This is a genomic window from Pseudomonas sp. NFACC37-1, from assembly GCF_900101575.1.
GTDB classification, from domain to species: Bacteria; Pseudomonadota; Gammaproteobacteria; order Pseudomonadales; family Pseudomonadaceae; genus Aquipseudomonas; species Aquipseudomonas fluorescens_AA.
The window spans coordinates 82,539-101,605 of sequence record NZ_FMUZ01000008.1 but is presented as its reverse complement, the minus strand read 5'-3'; the positions used below and the strand labels follow the sequence as shown (position 1 = coordinate 101,605).

The window sequence follows — 19,067 nt, the reverse complement described above, 5'->3', positions numbered from 1 at the left end:
GCCATGAAAAACGCCGAAACCCCGGTCATCAAAGTGGTGCTCTATGGTGCCATGAGCAGCCTCGGCAGTGCGTTGATGGCTGAAATGCTGCGGCGCCAGCATGAGGTCATTGCGATTCTCGACGATCTTACCGCCCTGGCTCCACGCCCGGGCCTGCGGACCAAGACCGGCGATCTTTTCGACCCGGAGCGGGTCAAGCAAAGCGTTGCCGGCGCCAGCGCCGTGGTGTGCCTGTTGAACGCGCCGGGGTTGCCGATGAACAGCGAACAAGTGGAGCGCACCTTGATTCCCGGCCCAGTGGAGCAAGTCCTGGCGGTGGATGCACTGATCGCCGGCATGCAAGCGGTGAACGTGCCCCGGTTGTTCCTGATCGGCGACTTCGCCGTGCTCGACGAAGACCAGGCCGACGACGATTTGCAACGCCATGCCGCCGAAGAAGTGCTCGACGCCCTGAAGAACAGCACCTTGCAATGGACCTTGGTCAACGCCCCTTACGCTGCGCCAGGCCTGGGCATCGAGCATTTCAGCCAGGTCAGTACCAGCCTGGAACCCGGCCTGGCCGAATCCCTGGAGCGGCTCAACCGCGTGGCGGTCGGCATCGCCGATGAGCTGCACCTGAAGCTGCATGTGGGCGAGCATGTCAGCTTTGTGGCTGCTCGCTAGCTGTCGACATCCACATTCGTGGCGAGGAAGCTTGCTCCCGCTGGGCTGCGAAGCAGCCCCAAAAACATGGCGCTCGCCACGGCCTCAAACCGCAATCGAAGGCAACGGCAACCCCGTGAGCGATTCAGCACTGTTGGCTTGTTCTTCCATCAGCCAATCGACGAATTGCCTGATCAGCACACCGCGTCGTTTCCGCTGGGGCAAGACCACGTAATACCCCAGCCGCGACAGCACCGTTTCGGCGATCGGACGACACAGCAGCCCCTGGGCCAATAAGTTATCCACAAGGTGTCGCCAGCCGATGGCGACGCCTTGGCCGCCAATCGCCGCCTGGATGAGGAGCGTGTAGTTGTCGAAGCGCAATTGCCCGGGGGCGGGCGGCGAGGTGATGCCCAGCTCGCGGAATACGCCGCTCCAGTCGAACCAGCTGTTGCTGTTGCTCGCGCGCAGGTGCAGCAATGGAAATTCCGCCAAGGCCTGGGCGGGCAGGGGCAGGGGGCGATCCTTGAGCAGCAGCGGGCTACAGACCGGAAAGACTTCTTCGCTGAACAGCCAGCGACTTTCGCCTTGTTTGAAGCGACCGTCGCCGAACAGCACGGCAACGTCGATATCGGTCCGCAACATGTTGTGGTTGCGTTCGCTGGTCACCAGACTCACGTCCACTTGGGGGTTGGCGGCGTGAAAGCGATGCAGGCGCGGCATCAGCCAGTAAGCGGCGAAGGCGAAGTCCGTGGCGACCTGCAGCACCTCATGCTGGTGTTGGGCGGTGATCGCGCTCAGCCCGGCATCGATGCTTTGCAAACCGGCCTGCACCTGCTCGAACAGGATTGTCCCGGCCTCGGTCAGTTCGATGCCACGGTAGATCCGGTCGAACAACCGTGTACCCAGTTGCTCTTCCAGACGCTTGATCTGCTGGCTGATGGCCGGCTGCGTAGTGCCCAACTCAATCGCCGCCGCCGTAAAGCTTTGTTGGCGGGCCGCGGCTTCAAAGGCACGGAACAATTCCAGGGACAGGTTACCCAAGGCGTCATACATAAGCTGTGCTTATCCTAGTCATTATCCTGCATGGGCTTTACCCCAAAACCCGGGGGCTACATGCTCAATCGCAGCAATGTCGCATAACTGCCTACTATGGAATGCCGCGAATACATGAAGCGCAAGAACATTCTTTTCATCATGGCCGATCAAATGGCCGCGCCAATGTTGCCGATCTACGGTCCTTCGCCGATCAAGCTGCCGAACCTGTCGCGCCTGGCCGCCGAGGGCGTGGTGTTCGACGCCGCCTATTGCAACAGCCCGCTGTGCGCGCCGTCGCGTTTCACGTTGGTGAGCGGCCAGTTGCCCAGCAAGATCGGCGCCTACGATAACGCGGCGGATTTTCCTGCGGACGTGCCGACCTACGCCCATTACCTGCGTCGCCTCGGCTATCGCACGGCGTTGTCCGGCAAGATGCACTTTTGCGGTCCCGACCAACTGCACGGCTACGAAGAGCGCCTGACCAGCGACATTTACCCGGCCGACTACGGCTGGTCGGTGAACTGGGACGAGCCGGACGTGCGGCCGAGCTGGTACCACAACATGTCGTCGGTGTTGCAGGCCGGCCCTTGCGTGCGCACCAACCAGCTGGATTTCGATGAAGAAGTGGTGTTCAAGGCCCAACAGTACCTGTTCGACCACATCCGCGAAGACGGTGACCAACCGTTCTGCCTCACCGTGTCGATGACCCACCCACACGACCCGTACACGATTCCCAAGGCATTCTGGGATTTGTATGACGACAACGACATTCCGTTGCCGCAGACACCGGCGCAAACGGACCTGGATCCACATTCCCAGCGGCTGCTGAAGGTCTATGACCTGTGGGACAAACCACTGCCTGTGGATAAGATCCGTGATGCCCGCCGCGCCTATTTCGGCGCGTGCAGCTACATCGACAGCAACGTCGGCAAGCTACTGCAAACCCTGGAAGACACCGGTTTGCTGGACGACACGATCATCGTCTTCTCCGGCGATCATGGAGACATGCTCGGCGAAAAGGGCCTGTGGTACAAAATGCACTGGTTCGAAATGGCGGCCCGTGTACCGTTGCTCATCAGCGCACCGGGACAGTTCGCCAGCAGCCGGGTGGGCGCGGCGGTGTCCACCGCCGACCTGCTGCCGACCCTGGTGGAACTGGCCGGCGGTACCCTGGAACCCGGCTTGCCACTGGATGGTCGTTCGCTGGTATCGCATCTGCAAGGGCAGGGCGGGCATGACGAAGTCTTCGGTGAATACATGGCCGAAGGCACCATCAGCCCCTTGATGATGATCCGTCGTGGCCCGTGGAAATTCATCTACAGCGAAGATGACCCGTGCCTGCTGTTCGACGTGCGCAACGATCCCAAGGAGCTGGAAGATCTCCGCCAATCTCCCGAGCATCAAACCCTGTTCGCCGATTTTCTCGCCGAGGCGCGGGCCAAGTGGGATATTCCGGCTATTCACCAACAGGTGCTCGCCAGCCAGCGCCGTCGCCGTTTTGTCGCCCAGGCGCTGACCCTGGGCAAACTCAAGAGCTGGGACCACCAGCCGCTGGTGGACGCCAGCCAGCAGTACATGCGTAACCACATCGATCTCGACGATCTGGAGCGCAAGGCCCGTTATCCACAACCCTGCCAAAACCAATAACGTAAGGGGAAGCACATGCAAAAGTTATCCACAGTACTGACCGCTGGGCTGTTGGCGTTGAGCAGTGTTTCGGCCTGGGCCGAGCAGAGCTGCGAAACCGTGAAAATGGCTGACCCGGGTTGGAGTGACATCGCCGCGACCAACGCCATCACCGGTTTCCTGTTGGACGGCATGGGCTACAAGGCCAAGGTCGATACCCTCGCGGTGCCAATCACCTTCGGTGGCCTCAAGGACGGCCAGGTGGATGTGTTCCTGGGTAACTGGATGCCGGCGCAGCAGGGCTTCTATGACAAGTTCGTGGCCACTGGCGACGTCACGCAACTGGCCAAGAACCTGGACGGCACCGAGTTCACCCTGGCGGTCCCGGACTACGTCTGGGACGCCGGTGTGCATAACTTTGCCGACCTGAACAAATTCGCCGACAAGTTCGACAAGAAGATCTATGGCATCGGTTCCGGCGCCCCGGCCAACCTCTCCCTGAAAGAAATCATCAAGACCAATGACTTCGGCATGGGCGAGTGGAAACTGGTGGAGTCCAGCGAGCAGGCAATGCTGGCGGAAGTCTCCCGGGCGGTGAAGAAACAGAAGTTCGTGACCTTCCTCGGCTGGACGCCGCACCCGATGAACGTGCAGTTGAAAATGCACTACCTCAAGGGTGGCGAGAAATACTTCGGCGACACCGGCAGCGTCTACACCCTGACCCGCAAGGGTTATGCACAGGCCTGCCCGAACGTCGGCAAGCTGCTGACCAACCTGAGCTTCACCCAGGAAATGGAGAACAGCATCATGGCCGAGGTGGTGAACAACAAAGTCAGCAACGCCGATGCGGCCAAGGCCTGGATCAAGGCCAACCCGGCAGTGCTGGACAAGTGGCTGGACGGTGTGAAGACCCTGGATGGCAAGGATGCGTTGGCAGCGGTGAAGGCCAAGCTGTAAAGCCGATGTGCCGGTGAGTTGCGCTTGTGGCGAGGGAGCTTGCTCCCGCTGGAGGGCGAAGCCCTCCCTAAACCGATACGGTGTCGTGCCGTCTCAGATTTGAGATCGTTCCCACGCTCTGCGTGGGAACGCCGCCAGGGACGCTCCGCGTTCCGCTTCTGCCAGGTGACGCAGAGCGTCAGGGTATGCATTCCCACGCAGAGCGTGGGAACGATCAGTCCGCGCTTCACCACTTTGTTCCATGAGCGTTTGCGCCTTCGCCACGGGTGATCACTCGCCTGATACTCTTGTGCCAAACCCGATCCTTGAGGCCCCATGGCAATCCCCACCCGCCATTCACTCTTTCCCTTCCTGAGCTGGCTGCCTCGACAGACTCGCGCCAGTGTCGGCCGCGACCTGATCGTCGGCCTGAGCGGCGCGATTCTCGCGTTGCCGCAATCCATTGCCTACGCCCTGATTGCCGGTTTGCCCCCCGAGTACGGCTTGTACGCAGCGATCGTGCCGGTGCTGATCGCCTGCCTGTGGGGTTCGTCCTGGCACTTGATCTGCGGTCCTACGGCGGCAATCTCCATCGTCTTGTACGCCACCGTCAGTCCGCTGGCCGTGCCCGCCAGCCAGGACTACATCACCTTGATCCTGCTGCTGACGGTGCTGGCGGGGATTTTCCAGTGGCTGCTGGGACTGTTGCGTTTCGGTGCGCTGGTGAATTTCGTCTCCCACTCGGTGGTGCTGGGTTTCACCCTGGGCGCGGCGGTAGTCATTGCCCTGGGGCAGTTGCCGAACCTGCTGGGCCTCGACTTGCCGAACGAAGCCACGGCACTGAGGGGCCTGCTGGTGCTGGTCGAGCACATCGGGGCTGTGGATAAGCCGTCGTTGCTGCTGGGGTTGGGCACGCTGCTGCTGGGCGTGGTGCTCAAGCGCCTGCTGCCGCGCTGGCCGAGCCTGTTGATAACTTTAGTCATCAGCAGCCTGGTGGTCTGGTGGTGGCCGGCGATGTTCGGGCATGTGGCGCTGGTCAGCGCCTTCGCCGGGCGCCTGCCACCGCTGACGCTGCTGCCGCTGGACCTGGAGCTGATCCTGCGCTTGCTGCCTGGGGCCGTCGCGGTGGGTATGCTCGGGCTGGTCACCAGCCTGTCCATCGCCCGTTCGTTGTCGGTACGTTCCGGGCAATTGCTCGATGCGAATCAGGAGGTGAGGGCGCAGGGGCTTTCCAACCTCGTTGGCGGATTTTTCTCCGGATCCTTGTCGGCCGGCTCCTTTACCCGTTCCGGCCTCAGCTATGAAGCCGGGGCCTGCTCGCCCCTGGCCGGGGTGTTCTCGGCCTTGTGGGTGGCGTTGTTTGCGGTCGCCGGGGCGAAACTGATCGCGCACATCCCGATCCCGGCCATGGCCGGCAGCATCCTGTTGATCGCCTGGGGGCTGGTGGACCACCGTGGTATCCGGGCGTTGTACCGCGTGAGCCGCGCCGAATTCATGGTGATGAGCCTGACCTGCCTGGCCACGTTGCTGCTGGAACTGCAAACCGCCATCTATGCCGGAGTGCTAGCCTCGTTGTTCTTTTACCTCAAGCGCACTTCACAGCCGCGGGTGCAGCACTTTCGCGAGGAGGAGGCGGAGATCCTGCGGGTGGGTGGCTCGATCTTTTTCGGTGCCAGCCATTACCTGCAAGTACGCCTGCAACGGTTGCAGGCGCAACGGGTGGTCATCGATGCCCAGCAGATCAACTTCATCGATTACTCCGGGGTGGAAATGCTCCACCAGGAAGCCCGGCGCCTGCGCGCCCAGGGGCGTAGCCTGACCTTGCGCAAGGCCAGGCCCCAGGTGGTGGAGGAGTTGTTGAAGCTGGAAGGACCGGAGCATTGCCCGATCCACTTTGAGGATTAAAAACTGGGGGGACTTGAGGCACATCTGTGGCGAGGGGATTTATCCCCGTTGGGACGCGAAGCGGCCCCGCTTTTTTGGGACTGCTTCGCAGTCCAACGGGGATAAATCCCCTCGCCACAACAGCCTGAAGCCTACAGCGCCAATTGGCGGCGCAACTCGGCCAGCACCGGCGCGGTGTCCGGGCGTACCCCGCGCCACAGGTAGAACGCTTCGCCCGCCTGCTCGGCCAACATGCCCAGGCCATCCATCGACACCGCCGCCCCGTGCTCACTGGCCCAACGGCAGAATGAGGTCGGTTCCTTGCCATACATCATGTCGTAGCAGACCGTCTTGCCGGGCTCGATCAAGCTGGCGGCAATCGGCGGTACCTCCCCCGACAGGCTCGCGGAGGTGGCGTTGATGATCAAGTCCACCGGCTCTTGCAGCCAATCGAACCCACTGGCCGAGACCGGGCCCAGGTCGGCGAACGACTCGGCCAGCCATTCGGCTTTTTCCACCGTGCGGTTGGCGATGATCACCGAGGCCGGCGCTTCGGCCAGCAGCGGCTCCAGGGCGCCGCGCACCGCGCCGCCGGCCCCCAGCAACAGGATGCGCTTGCCCTGGAGGCTGAAGCCGGCGTTGACGGTCAGGTCCCGGACCAGCCCGGCGCCGTCGGTGTTGTCACCCAACAGGCGGCCGTCGGCCAGTTTGCTCAACGTATTGACCGCCCCGGCCCGCTGAGCCCGCTCGGTCAGGGTGTCGGCCAGGCGGAAGGCGTCTTCCTTGAACGGCACGGTGACGTTCGCCCCACGGCCCTCGCGGAAAAATGCCCGGGCGCAACCGGCGAAATCCTCCAACGGCGCCAACAGCGTGGTGTAGTCCAGCACCTGCCCGGTCTGCTCGGCAAACAGGCGATGGATCAACGGCGATTTGCTGTGGCCGATCGGGTTACCCATTACAACGTAGCGATCCATGGAATATCCCCGTTCAGGCCGTTGCCAGCCAATCGCGATCCTGCAGGAAGTACTCGGTCAGCCGCGCCTCTTCGCTGCCCGGCTCGGCTTTCCAGTCGTAGCCCCAGCGCACTTGCGGCGGCAGGGACATCAGGATCGATTCGGTACGCCCGCCCGATTGCAGCCCGAACAGGGTGCCGCGGTCGTAGACCAGGTTGAATTCCACGTAGCGTCCACGGCGAAACTCCTGGAACTCCCGTTGCTTGGCGGTGAACGCGTCATGCTTGCGGCGACGCACGATGGGCAGGTAGGCATCGATGTAGGCGTCGCCGATGGCGCGAATGAAGGCGAAGCAGGTGTCGAAACCCCACTCGTTCAGGTCGTCGAAAAACAGGCCGCCGATGCCCCGGGGCTCGTTGCGATGCTTGAGGTGGAAGTAGCTGTCGCACCAGGCCTTGTAGCGCGGGTACACCTCGGGGCCGAACGGCGCGCAGGCTTGCTCGGCGACGCGGTGCCAATGCACGCAATCCTCTTCTACGCCGTAGTAAGGGGTCAGGTCGAAGCCACCGCCAAACCACCAGACGGGCTCTTCGCCTTCCTTTTCGGCGATGAAGAAACGCACGTTGGCGTGGGAGGTCGGCACGTGTGGGTTGTGCGGGTGGATCACCAGCGACACGCCCAAGGCTTCGAAGCCGCGTCCGGCCAGTTCCGGCCGATGGGCGCTGGCCGAGGGTGGCAGGCCGCTGCCGAAGACGTGGGAAAAGTTGACGCCGCCCTTTTCGATCACCGTGCCGTTTTCGATCACCCGCGTGCGACCGCCACCCCCGGCCGGCCGGGTCCAGGCATCTTCGACGAAGCGCGTGCCGCCGTCCTCGGCTTCCAGGGCGGCGCAGATGCGGTCTTGCAGGTCGAGCAGATAGGCTTTCACGGCCTCGGTACGAGTGGACATGACGTCACCTTGATCAGGGCTACGCTACGCGGCGTATAGCGGGCCGGTGGCAAATGGGCGCACAGGATACCACCGCACTTGCCCACGCCACAGTTGACGACGGTCAAGCTTAGGAGTCCGATAGCAGGCTTGGTAAAAAGTCTGCGACAAGGAGAAAGTGAAGATGGCCAAACGTATCCAGTTCAGTTCCCACGGCGGTCCCGAAGTACTCCAGTATGTCGACTATCAGCCGGCCGAGCCGGGCCCGCAGCAGGTACGCGTCAGCAACAAGGCGATCGGCCTGAATTTCATCGACACCTACTACCGCAGCGGTCTTTATCCGCCACCGGCGCTGCCTTCGGGCCTGGGCGCCGAGGGCGCGGGTGTGGTCGAGGCCATTGGTCCAGGCGTCACGCGGTTCAAGGTCGGCGACCGGGTGGCGTACGGCAGCGGACCGCTGGGGGCCTACAGCGATGTACATGTGTTGCCCGAAGCCAACCTGGTGCATCTGCCCGAATCCATCAGTTTCGAACAGGCCGCCGGCGTGATGCTCAAGGGCCTGACCGTGCAATACCTGTTGCGCCAGACCTACGAACTCAAGGGGGGCGAAACCATCCTGTTCCACGCCGCCGCCGGTGGCGTGGGCTCCTTGGCCTGCCAGTGGGCCAAGGCCTTGGGCGTGAAGCTGATCGGTACCGTCAGCTCGCCGGAAAAAGCCGCCATCGCCAAATCCCACGGCGCCTGGGAAACCATCGACTACAGCAAGGAAAACGTCGCACAGCGCGTGCTGGAATTGACTGACGGCAAGAAGGTGCCCGTGGTGTACGACGGCGTTGGCAAGGACACCTGGTTGACCTCCCTGGACAGCGTCGCCCCCCGTGGCCTGGTGGTGAGCTTCGGCAATGCCTCGGGGGCGGTGGACGGTGTGAACCTGGGGATTCTCGCGGCCAAGGGCTCGCTGTACGTCACCCGCCCGACCCTGGCGACGTACGCCAACAATGCCGAAAACCTGCAGTGCATGGCCGATGAACTGTTCGGGATGATCAGTAGCGGCAAGCTCACGGTGGACATCAACCAGCGTTATCCACTGGCGGAAGCGGCCAAGGCCCAGACCGAGCTGTCGGCGCGGCGGACGACGGGGTCGACCATTCTCCTGCCTTGAATTACAGGGTGTTTGTAATTGATCGTTCCTACGCTCTGCGTGGGAATGCATCCCGTGACGCTCCGCGTCACCTTCCAGAAGCGGAACGCGGAGCGTCCCTGGCGGCATTCCCACGCAGAGCGTGGGAACGATCATGCAGAGTTTGTATCCGGGCTCAGTCCGGGCGCACGACCTTGCCGGTCGCCAGGTCACGAATCACGCTGGGGTTCTTGCGCCCGCCCAGGTTGCCGCCGAGCACCAGGTCGATCTGCCCACGGAAATATTGCTCGACGCGAATCCGCGTGCGCGCCGCCGGGCGCCCTTGGGGGTTGGCCGAGGTGGACACCAGCGGCCCGACCAACGAGCACAAATCGCGCACGGTGGGATGATCGCTGACCCGCAGCGCGACGGTGTCGTGCACGCCGGTGATCCATTCCGGCAGCAGGTTCTGGTGTGGCACCAGCCAGGTGTTGGGCCCCGGCCAGGTGCTGGCCATGCGGTCCATCCAGGTTTCGGGAAAGTCTTCGAACAGGAAGTCGAACTGGTGGATGTTGTCAGCCACCAGGATCAGGCCTTTGTCGGGCAGCCGCGACTTGATCGCCAGCAGGCGCTCCACCGCCTCCTCGTTCCACGGGTCACAACCCAGGCCCCAGACCGCTTCGGTTGGATAGGCAATCACCGCCCCGGCGCGAATTTCTCGCGCGGCTTGTTGCACACGCCAACTGTTGACCATGAAAGTTTCTCCCGCAACGCAAATAAGGCTGTGGGCAGTTTACCGATCTTCCCCATAAAACCTAGCGTGCAAACCAGCGTCCGTTGTCACAGGTGGCGCGTCCTTCCATTTCCAGCTCGGTCAACGCCGCCAACACTTTGGGCAAGCCCCAGCCGCTGACGTCGGCCAAGGCCTCGCTGCTCAACGGCGCGGCATGCAGCAGGCGCAGCAGCGGATGGGTCACCGGCTCAGGCGTTGCGGCCAGCGGTAACCGTTGCCAACCGCGCAACGCTTCGAGGATGTGCTCGACGGTTTCCACCAGCGCCGCACCGTCGCGGATCAACTGATGGCAGCCCCGGGCGCCGGGGTGATGGATCGATCCAGGAATGGCATACACCTCGCGGCCCTGTTCCGCCGCCAGTCGGGCGGTGATCAGCGAGCCGCTGGCGACACTGGCTTCCACCACCAGCACCCCCAGGGACAAGCCGCTGATGATCCGGTTGCGGCGTGGAAAGTTGCTGGCGTGGGGCGGCGCGTCCAACGGAAACTCCGACAGCACCGCGCTGCCTTGGGCAATCATCGCGTCCGCCAGCCGACGATTGCGCTGTGGATAAAAATTTTCCAGGCCGGTGCCCAACACGCCGGCGGTGCGCCCGCCAACGTCCAGCGCCGCCTGATGGGCCGCCGCATCGATGCCCAGGGCCAGGCCGCTGGTGATGACAAACCCGGCCCCGGCCAGGCTGCGGGAAAACGCCGCCGCAGTGTCCATGCCCGGCCGCGATGCCCGGCGACTGCCGACCATCGCCAGCTGCGGTTTTTCCAGAATAGTGGCGTCGCCAGCGACGAACAGCAGCGGCGGCGCGTCGCTGATCTGTGCCAGCAGCGCCGGGTAGTCGGGTTGGTCCCACATCAGTAAATGCTGGCCCGCACGCTCTAGCCAGGCCAATGCATGGGCGGCGCCGTCACGCACATCCGGGTTGCGTCGCGCCTCGGCGCAGGCGATGGGCAGGCCCAACGCTCGCCAGGCACTGGCCGGTGCACTGAGGGCTTTGGAGGCCGAGCCGAAGGCCTCCATCAAGGTCATGAAACGCTTGGGACCGAGTTCGGGCAAGCGGTGAAGGCGTAGCCGGGCCTCCAGTTCCGCAGGGGAAACCGGAGCAGATTCAGGTAATGACATGCGATCATCCTTGACCGTTATGAGCCCCGTACAAACGGGAACAAGCTGTGGATAACTCTGTTGGTAACTTGTGAGACCCGTTATGGATTACGAACCTTGTCCAGCACCGACAGCGAGCGCGAGGCGTACAGCACCAAGCCGTAGCTGAGCTTGTCGTAAGTGCGGAACACCATCAGCAGGCCGGCCCGTTCATCGGGGATTTTCACCGGCTCGCCAGTGATGCGGTCGCGCACGGTTTCACCGGTCTTCATCACCGCCAGCACGTTGCCTTCGATCAGCCCATCGCGGCGGCCCTTGTTCAGGGTGACCACGTCCAGCGCGCCGATCTGGGTCACGCCCCGGGGCACGTCCAGGATCAACCCGTTGATGTCCGATTTTGGCGCGCTGGGCATGAAGGTCGAGTTGATCGAGCGCTCTTCGCCGCTGAACAGGCGATCACCCAGGCGCACTTCCTGAGTGGTGCGTTGCAGGGCCAGGGTGGTGACATCGCCCTCGGTGGCGACCACTTCGCCGCCACCGATGTCGTCGGCGTTGATGCCCAAGAATTCCTTGGTCTCGGGGTCGGTGTAGACCTTGCCCTGGCGGAAGATGCCATAGGCCGACTGGTTCGAGTCGAATGTGCCACGGGCAAAGACCCGATCCCCCATGCCGCTGAGCACCCGCTCGGCATTGCCGGCGACGACGTAGGGCGCCTTGTCGAAATCCTCAGGCGTGTCGACGATGCGGTTGCTCAGCAGGAAGCTGTTGATGGCTTGCAGTGGAATGCTCGGGATGGCGTCGGCCACCGGCGAACTGCGGATGCGCGGCGACAGCTTGATGGTGCCGCGGGAGGCGCCGCGATTGAGGGTCAGGCGCGGCTGGCCGTTGACGTAGACCAGCGACAGGGTATCGCCCGGATAGATCAGGTTGGGGTTTTCGATCTGCGGGTTGGCCTGCCAGAGCTCCGGCCATTTCCACGGCTCGCGCAGGTATTTGCCGGAAATGTCCCACAATGTGTCCCCCGTCACCACCGTGTATTGCTGGGGAAAACCTTCCCGAAGTTGCACTTGCCCATGCGCGATACCGGCCGAAGCCAGGAGCAGCAGGGCGAGTAGTGATTTCCTCATGCGGTGAATCCCTTTATTATGTGCGTTCGCGTAAAACGCCAGAGCCCCCGTGGCTCGCTGCCCTGCGGAGCTGTTTCCCCCAAGGGCAACGTTTTACAACGGTAGCCTGCATCCCAAGACACGCCAGGCCAGCCACCCGACTTTACCTCACACGTGCATTTATCAAGCTTATGGCCATTTTGAACATTCTCGAATTTCCGGACCCGCGCCTGCGCACTATCGCCAAACCGGTGGCCGTAGTGGACGACGAAGTGCGTCAGTTGGTCGATGACATGTTTGAAACAATGTATGAGGCGCCAGGCATCGGCCTCGCCGCGACCCAGGTCAACGTGCACAAGCGCATCGTCGTGATGGACCTTTCCGAAGACCGCAGCGAGCCACGGGTGTTCATCAACCCCGAGTTCGAAACCCTGACCGACGAGATGGACCAGTACCAGGAAGGCTGCCTGTCGGTGCCGGGTTTCTATGAAAACGTCGACCGTCCGCAGAAGGTCAGGATCAAGGCCCTGGACCGTGACGGCCAGCCTTATGAACTGATCGCCGAAGGCTTGCTGGCGGTGTGCATCCAGCACGAGTGCGACCACCTCAACGGCAAGCTGTTCGTGGATTACCTGTCTACCCTCAAGCGTGACCGGATCAAGAAAAAACTGGAAAAACTTCATCGCCAGAATGCTTGATGCCTCCTTTCAAAGGCTTGCCACGGCAAGCCTTTTTCTTTTTGCGACCGCTTTGTAATTGAGAGCTTCCCATGACTGAGCCCCTGCGCATCGTCTTTGCCGGCACTCCCGAATTTGCCGCCGAACACCTCAAGGCCCTGCTGGCCAGCCCCCACGACATCGTCGCGGTCTACACCCAGCCGGACCGGCCGGCCGGGCGCGGGCAAAAACTGATGCCCAGCCCGGTCAAGCAGCTTGCCTTGGAACACGGCATCCCGGTGTTGCAGCCGCCGACCCTGCGGGACGCGCAAGCCCAGGCCGAACTGGCCGCGCTGCAGCCGGACTTGATGGTGGTGGTCGCCTACGGCCTGATCCTGCCCCAAGTGGTGCTGGATATCCCGCGCCTGGGTTGCATCAACAGCCACGCCTCGCTGCTGCCGCGCTGGCGCGGTGCGGCGCCGATCCAGCGTGCGGTGGAAGCCGGTGATGCCGAGAGCGGCGTGACGGTGATGCGCATGGAAGCCGGCCTGGACACCGGGCCGATGCTGCTCAAGGTCAGCACCCCCATCAGCGCCGAAGACACCGGTGGCAGCCTGCACGACCGACTCGCACTCATCGGCCCGCCCGCCGTGGTCGAGGCCATCGCCGGCCTGGCTGCCGGTACGCTGGAAGGCGAAGTGCAGGATGACAGCCTCGCCACTTACGCCCACAAACTGAACAAGGACGAAGCCCGCATCGACTGGAGCCGCCCGGCCGTCGAGCTGGAGCGCCTGGTGCGGGCCTTCAACCCGTGGCCGATCTGCCACAGCACCTTGAACGGCGAAGCCCTGAAAGTGCTGGCGGCCAATTACGCCGAAGGGAAGGGCGCACCGGGTGAAATCCTCAGCGCCAGCAAGGACGGTCTCGTCGTTGCCTGCGGTGAGCAGGCGCTGTGCCTGACGCGCCTGCAACTGCCCGGTGGCAAGGCGCTGAACTTCAGCGACCTGTTCAACAGCCGCCGTGAGAAGTTTGCCGTCGGCACCGTCCTCGGCCAAGCGACGGACGCCTCATGAACCCGCGTCTGGCCGCCGCCAAGGCCCTTGCCGCGGTACTCAGCGGGAAAGCCTCGCTGAACAGTTCCCTGCCGACCCAACTGGACAAGGTGGAAGACCGTGATCGCGGCTTCACCCAGGACCTGGCGTTCGGCACCGCCCGTTGGCAGCCGCGGCTGTCGGCCCTGGCGGCCAAGCTGTTGCAGAAGCCATTCAAGGCCGCCGATGCCGACGTCGAGGCGCTGCTGCTGGTGGGGCTCTATCAACTGCTCTACACCCGCGTTCCGGCCCACGCTGCCATCGGCGAAACCGTGGGCTGCGCCGACAAGCTGAAAAAGCCCTGGGCCAAGGCCCTGCTCAATGCCGTGTTGCGCCGTGCCCAACGGGAAAGCGAAGCCCTGCTGGCCGAGCTGGAACACGACCCGGTGGTGCGCACCGCCCACCCGCGCTGGTTGCAGAAATCCCTGAAGGCCTTCTGGCCCGAGCAATGGGAAGCCATTTGCGCGGCCAACAACGCCCACCCGCCGATGATCCTGCGGGTCAATCGTCGCCACCATACCCGCGACGCCTACTTGGCGTTGCTGGGCGAGGCGGGCATCCCGGCCATCCCGTGCCAGTACAGCCACGACGGTATCGTGCTGGAAACCCCGGGTGACGTACGTGCGTTGCCGGGCTTCGCCGAAGGCTGGATCAGCGTCCAGGACGAAGCCGCGCAACTGGCCGCCGACCTGCTGGAGCTGGCGCCCGGGCAACGGGTGCTGGACGCCTGCTGCGCGCCCGGCGGCAAAACCTGTCACATCCTCGAGGCCGAGCCGAAGCTGGCCGGCGTGGTGGCGGTGGACCTGGAGGCCAAGCGCCTGGTGCGGGTGAAGGAGAACCTCGAACGCCTGGGCCTGGACGCCCAACTGATCGCCGCCGATGGCCGCGACACCGCAACCTGGTGGGACGGCAAACCGTTCCAGCGCATCCTGCTGGATGCGCCGTGCTCGGCCACCGGCGTGATCCGTCGTCATCCGGACATCAAGCTCACCCGCCAGCCGGACGACATCGCCGCACTGGCCACGTTGCAAGGCGAACTGCTCGATGCCCTGTGGCAAACCCTCGAAGTGGGCGGCATGTTGCTCTACGCCACCTGTTCGACCTTGCCCACCGAGAACACCGACGTGATCGAGGCCTTCCTCGCCCGCACCCCGGGTGCCCGGGAACTGGACATCGCCAGCCAGGCCGGCCTGAAGCAGCCCCACGGCCGCCAGTTGCTGGCCCAGGAAGGCGGGCACGACGGCTTCTACTACGCCAAACTGATCAAGATCGCCGCCGCACGCGGTTAAGACCGATTCGATAGGAGTGACTGGATGAAAATCATCATCCTCGGCGCAGGGCAGGTCGGCGGTTCGCTGGCGGAACATCTGGCCAGCGAGGCCAACGACATCACCGTGGTCGACACCGACGGCGAACGCCTGCGCGACCTCGGCGACCGCCTCGACATCCGCACTGTACAAGGCCGGGGCTCGTTGCCCACGGTGCTGCGCCAGGCCGGTGCCGACGATGCCGACATGCTGGTGGCCGTGACCAACAGCGACGAAACCAACATGGTCGCCTGCCAGGTCGCCCACACCCTGTTCCACACCCCGACCAAGATCGCCCGGGTGCGCGAAGCCGCCTACCTGACCCGTGCCGACCTGTTCGACAACGAAGCGATCCCGGTGGACGTGCTGATCAGCCCCGAGCAGGTGGTGACCAACTACATCAAGCGCCTGATCGAGCACCCCGGTGCCCTGCAGGTGATCGACTTCGCCGAAGGCAAGGCGCAACTGGTGGCGGTCAAGGCCTACTACGGCGGGCCGCTGGTGGGCCAGCAACTGCGCCAATTGCGCGAACACATGCCGAATGTGGAAACCCGAGTCGCGGCGATTTTCCGCCGTGACCGGCCGATCCTGCCCCAGGGCGACACGGTGATCGAAGCCGACGACGAAGTATTTTTCATCGCCGCCAAAGCGAACATTCGCGCGGTGATGAGCGAAATGCGCCGCCTCGACGAGAACTACAAGCGCATCGTCATCGCCGGCGGCGGACAGATCGGCGAGCGCCTGGCCGAAGCCATCGAAAGCCGCTACCAGGTCAAGATCATCGAGATGAACCCGGCCCGCTGCCGCTACCTCTCGGACACCCTCGACAGCACCGTGGTGCTGCAAGGCAGCGCCTCCGACCGCGACCTGCTGCTGGAAGAAAACATCGCCGACGCCGACATCTTCCTGGCCCTGACCAACGACGACGAAGCCAACATCATGTCGTCGCTACTGGCCAAGCGCCTGGGGGCGAGGAAAGTGATGACCATCATCAACAACCCGGCCTACGTCGACCTGATCCAGGGCGGCGACATCGACATCGCCATCAGCCCGCAACTGGCGACCATCGGCACCTTGCTCGCCCACGTGCGCCGCGGCGACATCGTCAGCGTCCACTCCCTGCGCCGCGGCGCGGCCGAAGCCATCGAAGCCATTGCCCACGGCGATGCCAAGTCCAGCAAAGTGATCGGCAAAGCCATCCGCGACATCGGCCTGCCACCCGGCACCACCATCGGCGCGATCATCCGCGACGAAGAAGTCCTGATCGCCCACGACGACACCACGATCAAGACCGGCGACCATGTCATCCTGTTCCTGGTGGACAAGAAGCACATTCGCGATGTCGAGAAGCTGTTCCATGTGGGGTTGAGCTTCTTCTGACCACCACTGATCGTTCCCACGCTCCGCGTGGGAATGCAGCCTGGGACGCTCCGCATCCCCTCAAGAGCTGAACGCAGAGCGTTCGTGGAGGCATTCCCACGCGGAGCGCGGGAACGATCTTAGTCATGAGGAGTTTTTAAAATGCTCGATTCCCTGGAAAAAATGCTCGCCAAAGGCGTGGACAACGCCCTGCTCCGCTTTGGCCTGGGCAAAGGCTACCTCGACCTCGGCGAATTCCCCCGCGCCGCCGAACACTTCCAACGCTGCGTCGAACTCGACCCCAAGTATTCAGCCGCCTGGAAACTACTGGGCAAGGCCCACCAAGGCCAAGGCGACCTCCCGGCTGCCCGCCAAGCCTGGGAACAAGGCCTTGAAGCCGCCCGCGCCCACGGCGACAAACAGGCCGAAAAAGAAATGACTGTGTTCCTCAAGAAACTGGATCGCCACGCCTGATCCCGCCCCAAGCCCCCTGTGGCGAGGGGATTTATCCCCGCCAGGCTGCGAAGCAGCCTCAAAACCCCCGCTCATGAGCTATCTCAATTCACGTATTGACATATCGAAAAATCTCGATATCCTCGCCGCATGGACCTACTCGAAATATTCAAAGCCCTCTCAAACCCGACACGTCTCCAAATCCTGAAAGGTTTGAAGGATCCGGCAAAGAACTTCCCCCCGCAGGATGAGGGTGACGTTCACACGGTCGGCGTCTGCGTCAGCAGTATCCAGGAAGGGATCGGCCTGTCGCAGTCAACGGTGTCCGGTTATCTGGCCACGTTGCAACGGGTGGGTCTGGTCGAAGTCAGGCGCATCGGCCAGTGGACCTATTACAAACGCAATGAAGCAACCATCAGTGCTCTCGCCGAGATCATTGGGAAAGACCTGTAGCGTTTTTTTATCACATGATATCGAGATATCTCGATATCCCTTTTTATCGATACGAGGATTTACTATGAAAGCGATGATGCTTAAATCATTCGGCGGTCCTGAATCGTTCGAACTCCGCGATGTGCCCAAGCCCGTTCCGCAAGCGGGACAAGTCTTGGTCCGCGTACACGCCACTTCCATCAACCCGTTGGATTACCAGGTTCGACGCGGCGACTATTCCGACCTGGTGCCACTGCCGGCCATCACCGGCCACGACGTCTCCGGCGTGGTCGAAGCCGTAGGGCCTGACGTGACTTCCTTCGCGCCAGGAGACGAAGTCTGGTACACCCCGCAAATATTTGAAGGGTCAGGCAGCTATGCCGAGTACCACGTCGCGGCCGAGAGCATTGTCGGGAAGAAACCGCCCGAGCTGAGCCATCTTGAGGCCGCAAGCCTGACCCTGGTGGGCGGGACGGTGTGGGAAGCGCTGGTGGTGCGCGCGGCGCTCAGGGTCGGGGAGAGCATTCTTGTCCACGGCGGTGCTGGAGGCGTCGGGCACGTCGCGATCCAGGTGGCGAAAGCCATGGGCGCCCGGGTGTTTACCACCGTGCGCGAAGCAAACGCTGAGTTCGCCCGCAACTTGGGGGCCGACGTGATCATTGACTACGAGAAAGAAGATTATGTCGACGCTGTCCTTCGGGAAACCGCTGGCCACGGCGTGGATGTCGTATTCGACACCATCGGCGGCAACACACTGTCCCGCAGCCCCGACGTCCTCGCCCAACTGGGCCGCGTCGTCTCGATCGTGGACATCGCCCAGCCACAAAACCTCGTCCAGGCCTGGGGCAAGAACGCGAGCTATCACTTCGTGTTCACCCGGCAAAACCGCGGCAAGCTCGATGAGCTGAGCGCATTGATAGCCCGCGGTCAACTGCGCCCCCATGTCGGCGCCGTCTATTCGCTGGCCGACATTCCCCTGGCCCATGCCCGGCTGGAAAGCGCCAACAACGGTCTTCGAGGAAAAATCGCCATTGCCGTCGAGCCATCGCTCATTCCGTAAGTGCCGACTTTAACCAATTCAGAGGTGCGTCATGGTTTACGAAATCGCTGTGCTTCCTGTTCACAAAGAACGCATTGAAACGTTTCGACGCGCATTTGCCGAAGTCGCTCCTTTGCTTACACGGGCGAAGGGTTACGGCGGCCACATGCTGGGGCAAGGGATCGAAACGCCCGAGCAGTTCAACCTGATCGTGCGATGGCAATCACTCGAGGATCACACACCGGGCTTCGAAGAGAGTGACGACCATCGGCTGTTCATGATGGGGTTGGAGGAATATTTTTCGGAGGAACCGAGGGTTTACCATGTTGAAGGGGGCAGCTTTTAGGGCTGACGAAGGGGGGCAGAAAATAAATCTGGCCCCCCTATTTTTCAAGCCTTACCTGCTGCGCAAGTGGCTAGGGCTGGCGCTGGTGGGTGCGGTCGGTTGCGTCGCGGCCAGTCAGATCCGACTGCTGGGATTTGATCTGGGGCTGCTCTCGGTCTTTGCTGTGGCTATGGGGATGGGGTTGTTCATGAAGCGGCGGCGGTTTGAGCAGGTTGACTGAGGATAAGAAGGGGTAAGCTAAATATCAGAAGATCAGTCCGAT

At 62.8% G+C, this 19,067-nt stretch carries 20 protein-coding genes; 14 read left to right on the top strand and 6 right to left on the bottom strand.

Features of this window, described 5'->3' with window-relative positions:
- Positions 1–3 precede the first annotated feature (3 nt).
- A complete protein-coding gene (locus tag BLP82_RS12050; protein ID WP_092167788.1) occupies positions 4–663 on the top strand; it encodes an NAD(P)-dependent oxidoreductase in 660 nt (219 codons plus the stop codon).
- Positions 664–747: 84 nt separating this feature from the next.
- On the opposite strand, the gene BLP82_RS12045 is transcribed toward BLP82_RS12050, so the two are convergent.
- Complete coding sequence (locus BLP82_RS12045; RefSeq protein WP_092167784.1) at positions 748–1,698, bottom strand: choline sulfate utilization transcriptional regulator; 951 nt, start codon at positions 1,696–1,698, stop codon at positions 748–750.
- A 114-nt stretch (positions 1,699–1,812) separates the two neighbouring features.
- On the opposite strand from BLP82_RS12045, the gene betC reads away from it, so the two are divergent.
- From betC to BLP82_RS12030, 3 genes are all read left to right on the top strand, one after another.
- Positions 1,813–3,327, top strand: coding sequence for a choline-sulfatase (gene betC, locus BLP82_RS12040; protein ID WP_092167781.1), 1,515 nt, complete (start codon positions 1,813–1,815; stop codon positions 3,325–3,327).
- A gap of 15 nt (positions 3,328–3,342) precedes the next feature.
- The gene (gene choX, locus BLP82_RS12035; protein WP_092167778.1) at positions 3,343–4,263 is read left to right on the top strand and encodes a choline ABC transporter substrate-binding protein; all 921 of its coding nucleotides are present in this window, start codon (positions 3,343–3,345) and stop codon (positions 4,261–4,263) included.
- Between the two features lie 315 nt (positions 4,264–4,578).
- Positions 4,579–6,147 carry a SulP family inorganic anion transporter gene (locus BLP82_RS12030; RefSeq protein ID WP_092167775.1) on the top strand — a complete coding sequence of 523 codons (1,569 nt, stop codon included), beginning with the start codon at positions 4,579–4,581 and terminating at the stop codon, positions 6,145–6,147.
- Between the two features lie 131 nt (positions 6,148–6,278).
- Here BLP82_RS12030 and aroE read toward each other — a convergent pair whose 3' ends face one another.
- Positions 6,279–7,100 carry a shikimate dehydrogenase gene (gene aroE, locus BLP82_RS12025; protein WP_092167772.1) on the bottom strand — a complete coding sequence of 274 codons (822 nt, stop codon included), beginning with the start codon at positions 7,098–7,100 and terminating at the stop codon, positions 6,279–6,281.
- A 13-nt stretch (positions 7,101–7,113) separates the two neighbouring features.
- A complete protein-coding gene (gene hemF / locus BLP82_RS12020) occupies positions 7,114–8,028 on the bottom strand; it encodes an oxygen-dependent coproporphyrinogen oxidase (protein ID WP_092167769.1) in 915 nt (304 codons plus the stop codon).
- A 163-nt stretch (positions 8,029–8,191) separates the two neighbouring features.
- On the opposite strand from hemF, the gene BLP82_RS12015 reads away from it, so the two are divergent.
- Positions 8,192–9,169 carry an NADPH:quinone reductase gene (locus BLP82_RS12015; protein ID WP_092167766.1) on the top strand — a complete coding sequence of 326 codons (978 nt, stop codon included), beginning with the start codon at positions 8,192–8,194 and terminating at the stop codon, positions 9,167–9,169.
- A gap of 154 nt (positions 9,170–9,323) precedes the next feature.
- Here BLP82_RS12015 and BLP82_RS12010 read toward each other — a convergent pair whose 3' ends face one another.
- The 3 genes from BLP82_RS12010 to BLP82_RS12000 all read right to left on the bottom strand — a co-directional run bounded on the left by BLP82_RS12010 (position 9,324) and on the right by BLP82_RS12000 (position 12,143).
- A complete protein-coding gene (locus BLP82_RS12010) occupies positions 9,324–9,881 on the bottom strand; it encodes an L-threonylcarbamoyladenylate synthase type 1 TsaC (RefSeq protein WP_014335849.1) in 558 nt (185 codons plus the stop codon).
- A gap of 61 nt (positions 9,882–9,942) precedes the next feature.
- The gene (gene dprA / locus BLP82_RS12005) at positions 9,943–11,037 is read right to left on the bottom strand and encodes a DNA-processing protein DprA (protein WP_092167764.1); all 1,095 of its coding nucleotides are present in this window, start codon (positions 11,035–11,037) and stop codon (positions 9,943–9,945) included.
- 80 nt (positions 11,038–11,117) lie between these two features.
- Entirely contained in the window at positions 11,118–12,143 is a 1,026-nt protein-coding gene (locus tag BLP82_RS12000) for a LysM peptidoglycan-binding domain-containing protein (protein ID WP_060739850.1), read from the bottom strand.
- Positions 12,144–12,313: 170 nt separating this feature from the next.
- Between BLP82_RS12000 and def the strand changes: the two genes are divergently transcribed.
- The 9 genes from def to BLP82_RS11955 all read left to right on the top strand — a co-directional run bounded on the left by def (position 12,314) and on the right by BLP82_RS11955 (position 19,025).
- Positions 12,314–12,820 (top strand): peptide deformylase, encoded by a 507-nt coding sequence (gene def, locus BLP82_RS11995; RefSeq protein WP_092167761.1) that lies wholly within the window; start codon positions 12,314–12,316, stop codon positions 12,818–12,820.
- Positions 12,821–12,891: 71 nt separating this feature from the next.
- Positions 12,892–13,851 (top strand): methionyl-tRNA formyltransferase, encoded by a 960-nt coding sequence (gene fmt, locus BLP82_RS11990; protein WP_092167758.1) that lies wholly within the window; start codon positions 12,892–12,894, stop codon positions 13,849–13,851.
- Positions 13,848–15,158, top strand: a complete 1,311-nt coding sequence (rsmB, locus tag BLP82_RS11985) for a 16S rRNA (cytosine(967)-C(5))-methyltransferase RsmB (RefSeq protein WP_092167756.1) — start codon at positions 13,848–13,850, stop codon at positions 15,156–15,158. The genes fmt and rsmB overlap by 4 nt, the downstream gene beginning before the upstream one ends.
- A gap of 24 nt (positions 15,159–15,182) precedes the next feature.
- Positions 15,183–16,556: a Trk system potassium transporter TrkA gene (gene trkA, locus BLP82_RS11980; RefSeq protein ID WP_060739847.1), complete on the top strand. Its 1,374-nt coding sequence runs from the start codon at positions 15,183–15,185 to the stop codon at positions 16,554–16,556.
- A 141-nt stretch (positions 16,557–16,697) separates the two neighbouring features.
- Positions 16,698–17,009: a tetratricopeptide repeat protein gene (locus BLP82_RS11975; protein ID WP_092167753.1), complete on the top strand. Its 312-nt coding sequence runs from the start codon at positions 16,698–16,700 to the stop codon at positions 17,007–17,009.
- Between the two features lie 129 nt (positions 17,010–17,138).
- Entirely contained in the window at positions 17,139–17,441 is a 303-nt protein-coding gene (locus tag BLP82_RS11970; RefSeq protein ID WP_003177098.1) for an ArsR/SmtB family transcription factor, read from the top strand.
- Between the two features lie 64 nt (positions 17,442–17,505).
- Entirely contained in the window at positions 17,506–18,480 is a 975-nt protein-coding gene (locus BLP82_RS11965; RefSeq protein ID WP_092167751.1) for a zinc-dependent alcohol dehydrogenase family protein, read from the top strand.
- Between the two features lie 31 nt (positions 18,481–18,511).
- Positions 18,512–18,805, top strand: coding sequence for an antibiotic biosynthesis monooxygenase family protein (locus tag BLP82_RS11960; RefSeq protein WP_092167749.1), 294 nt, complete (start codon positions 18,512–18,514; stop codon positions 18,803–18,805).
- Positions 18,783–19,025: a hypothetical protein gene (locus BLP82_RS11955; RefSeq protein ID WP_256576589.1), complete on the top strand. Its 243-nt coding sequence runs from the start codon at positions 18,783–18,785 to the stop codon at positions 19,023–19,025. The genes BLP82_RS11960 and BLP82_RS11955 overlap by 23 nt, the downstream gene beginning before the upstream one ends.
- The last annotated feature ends 42 nt before the right edge of the window (positions 19,026–19,067 follow it).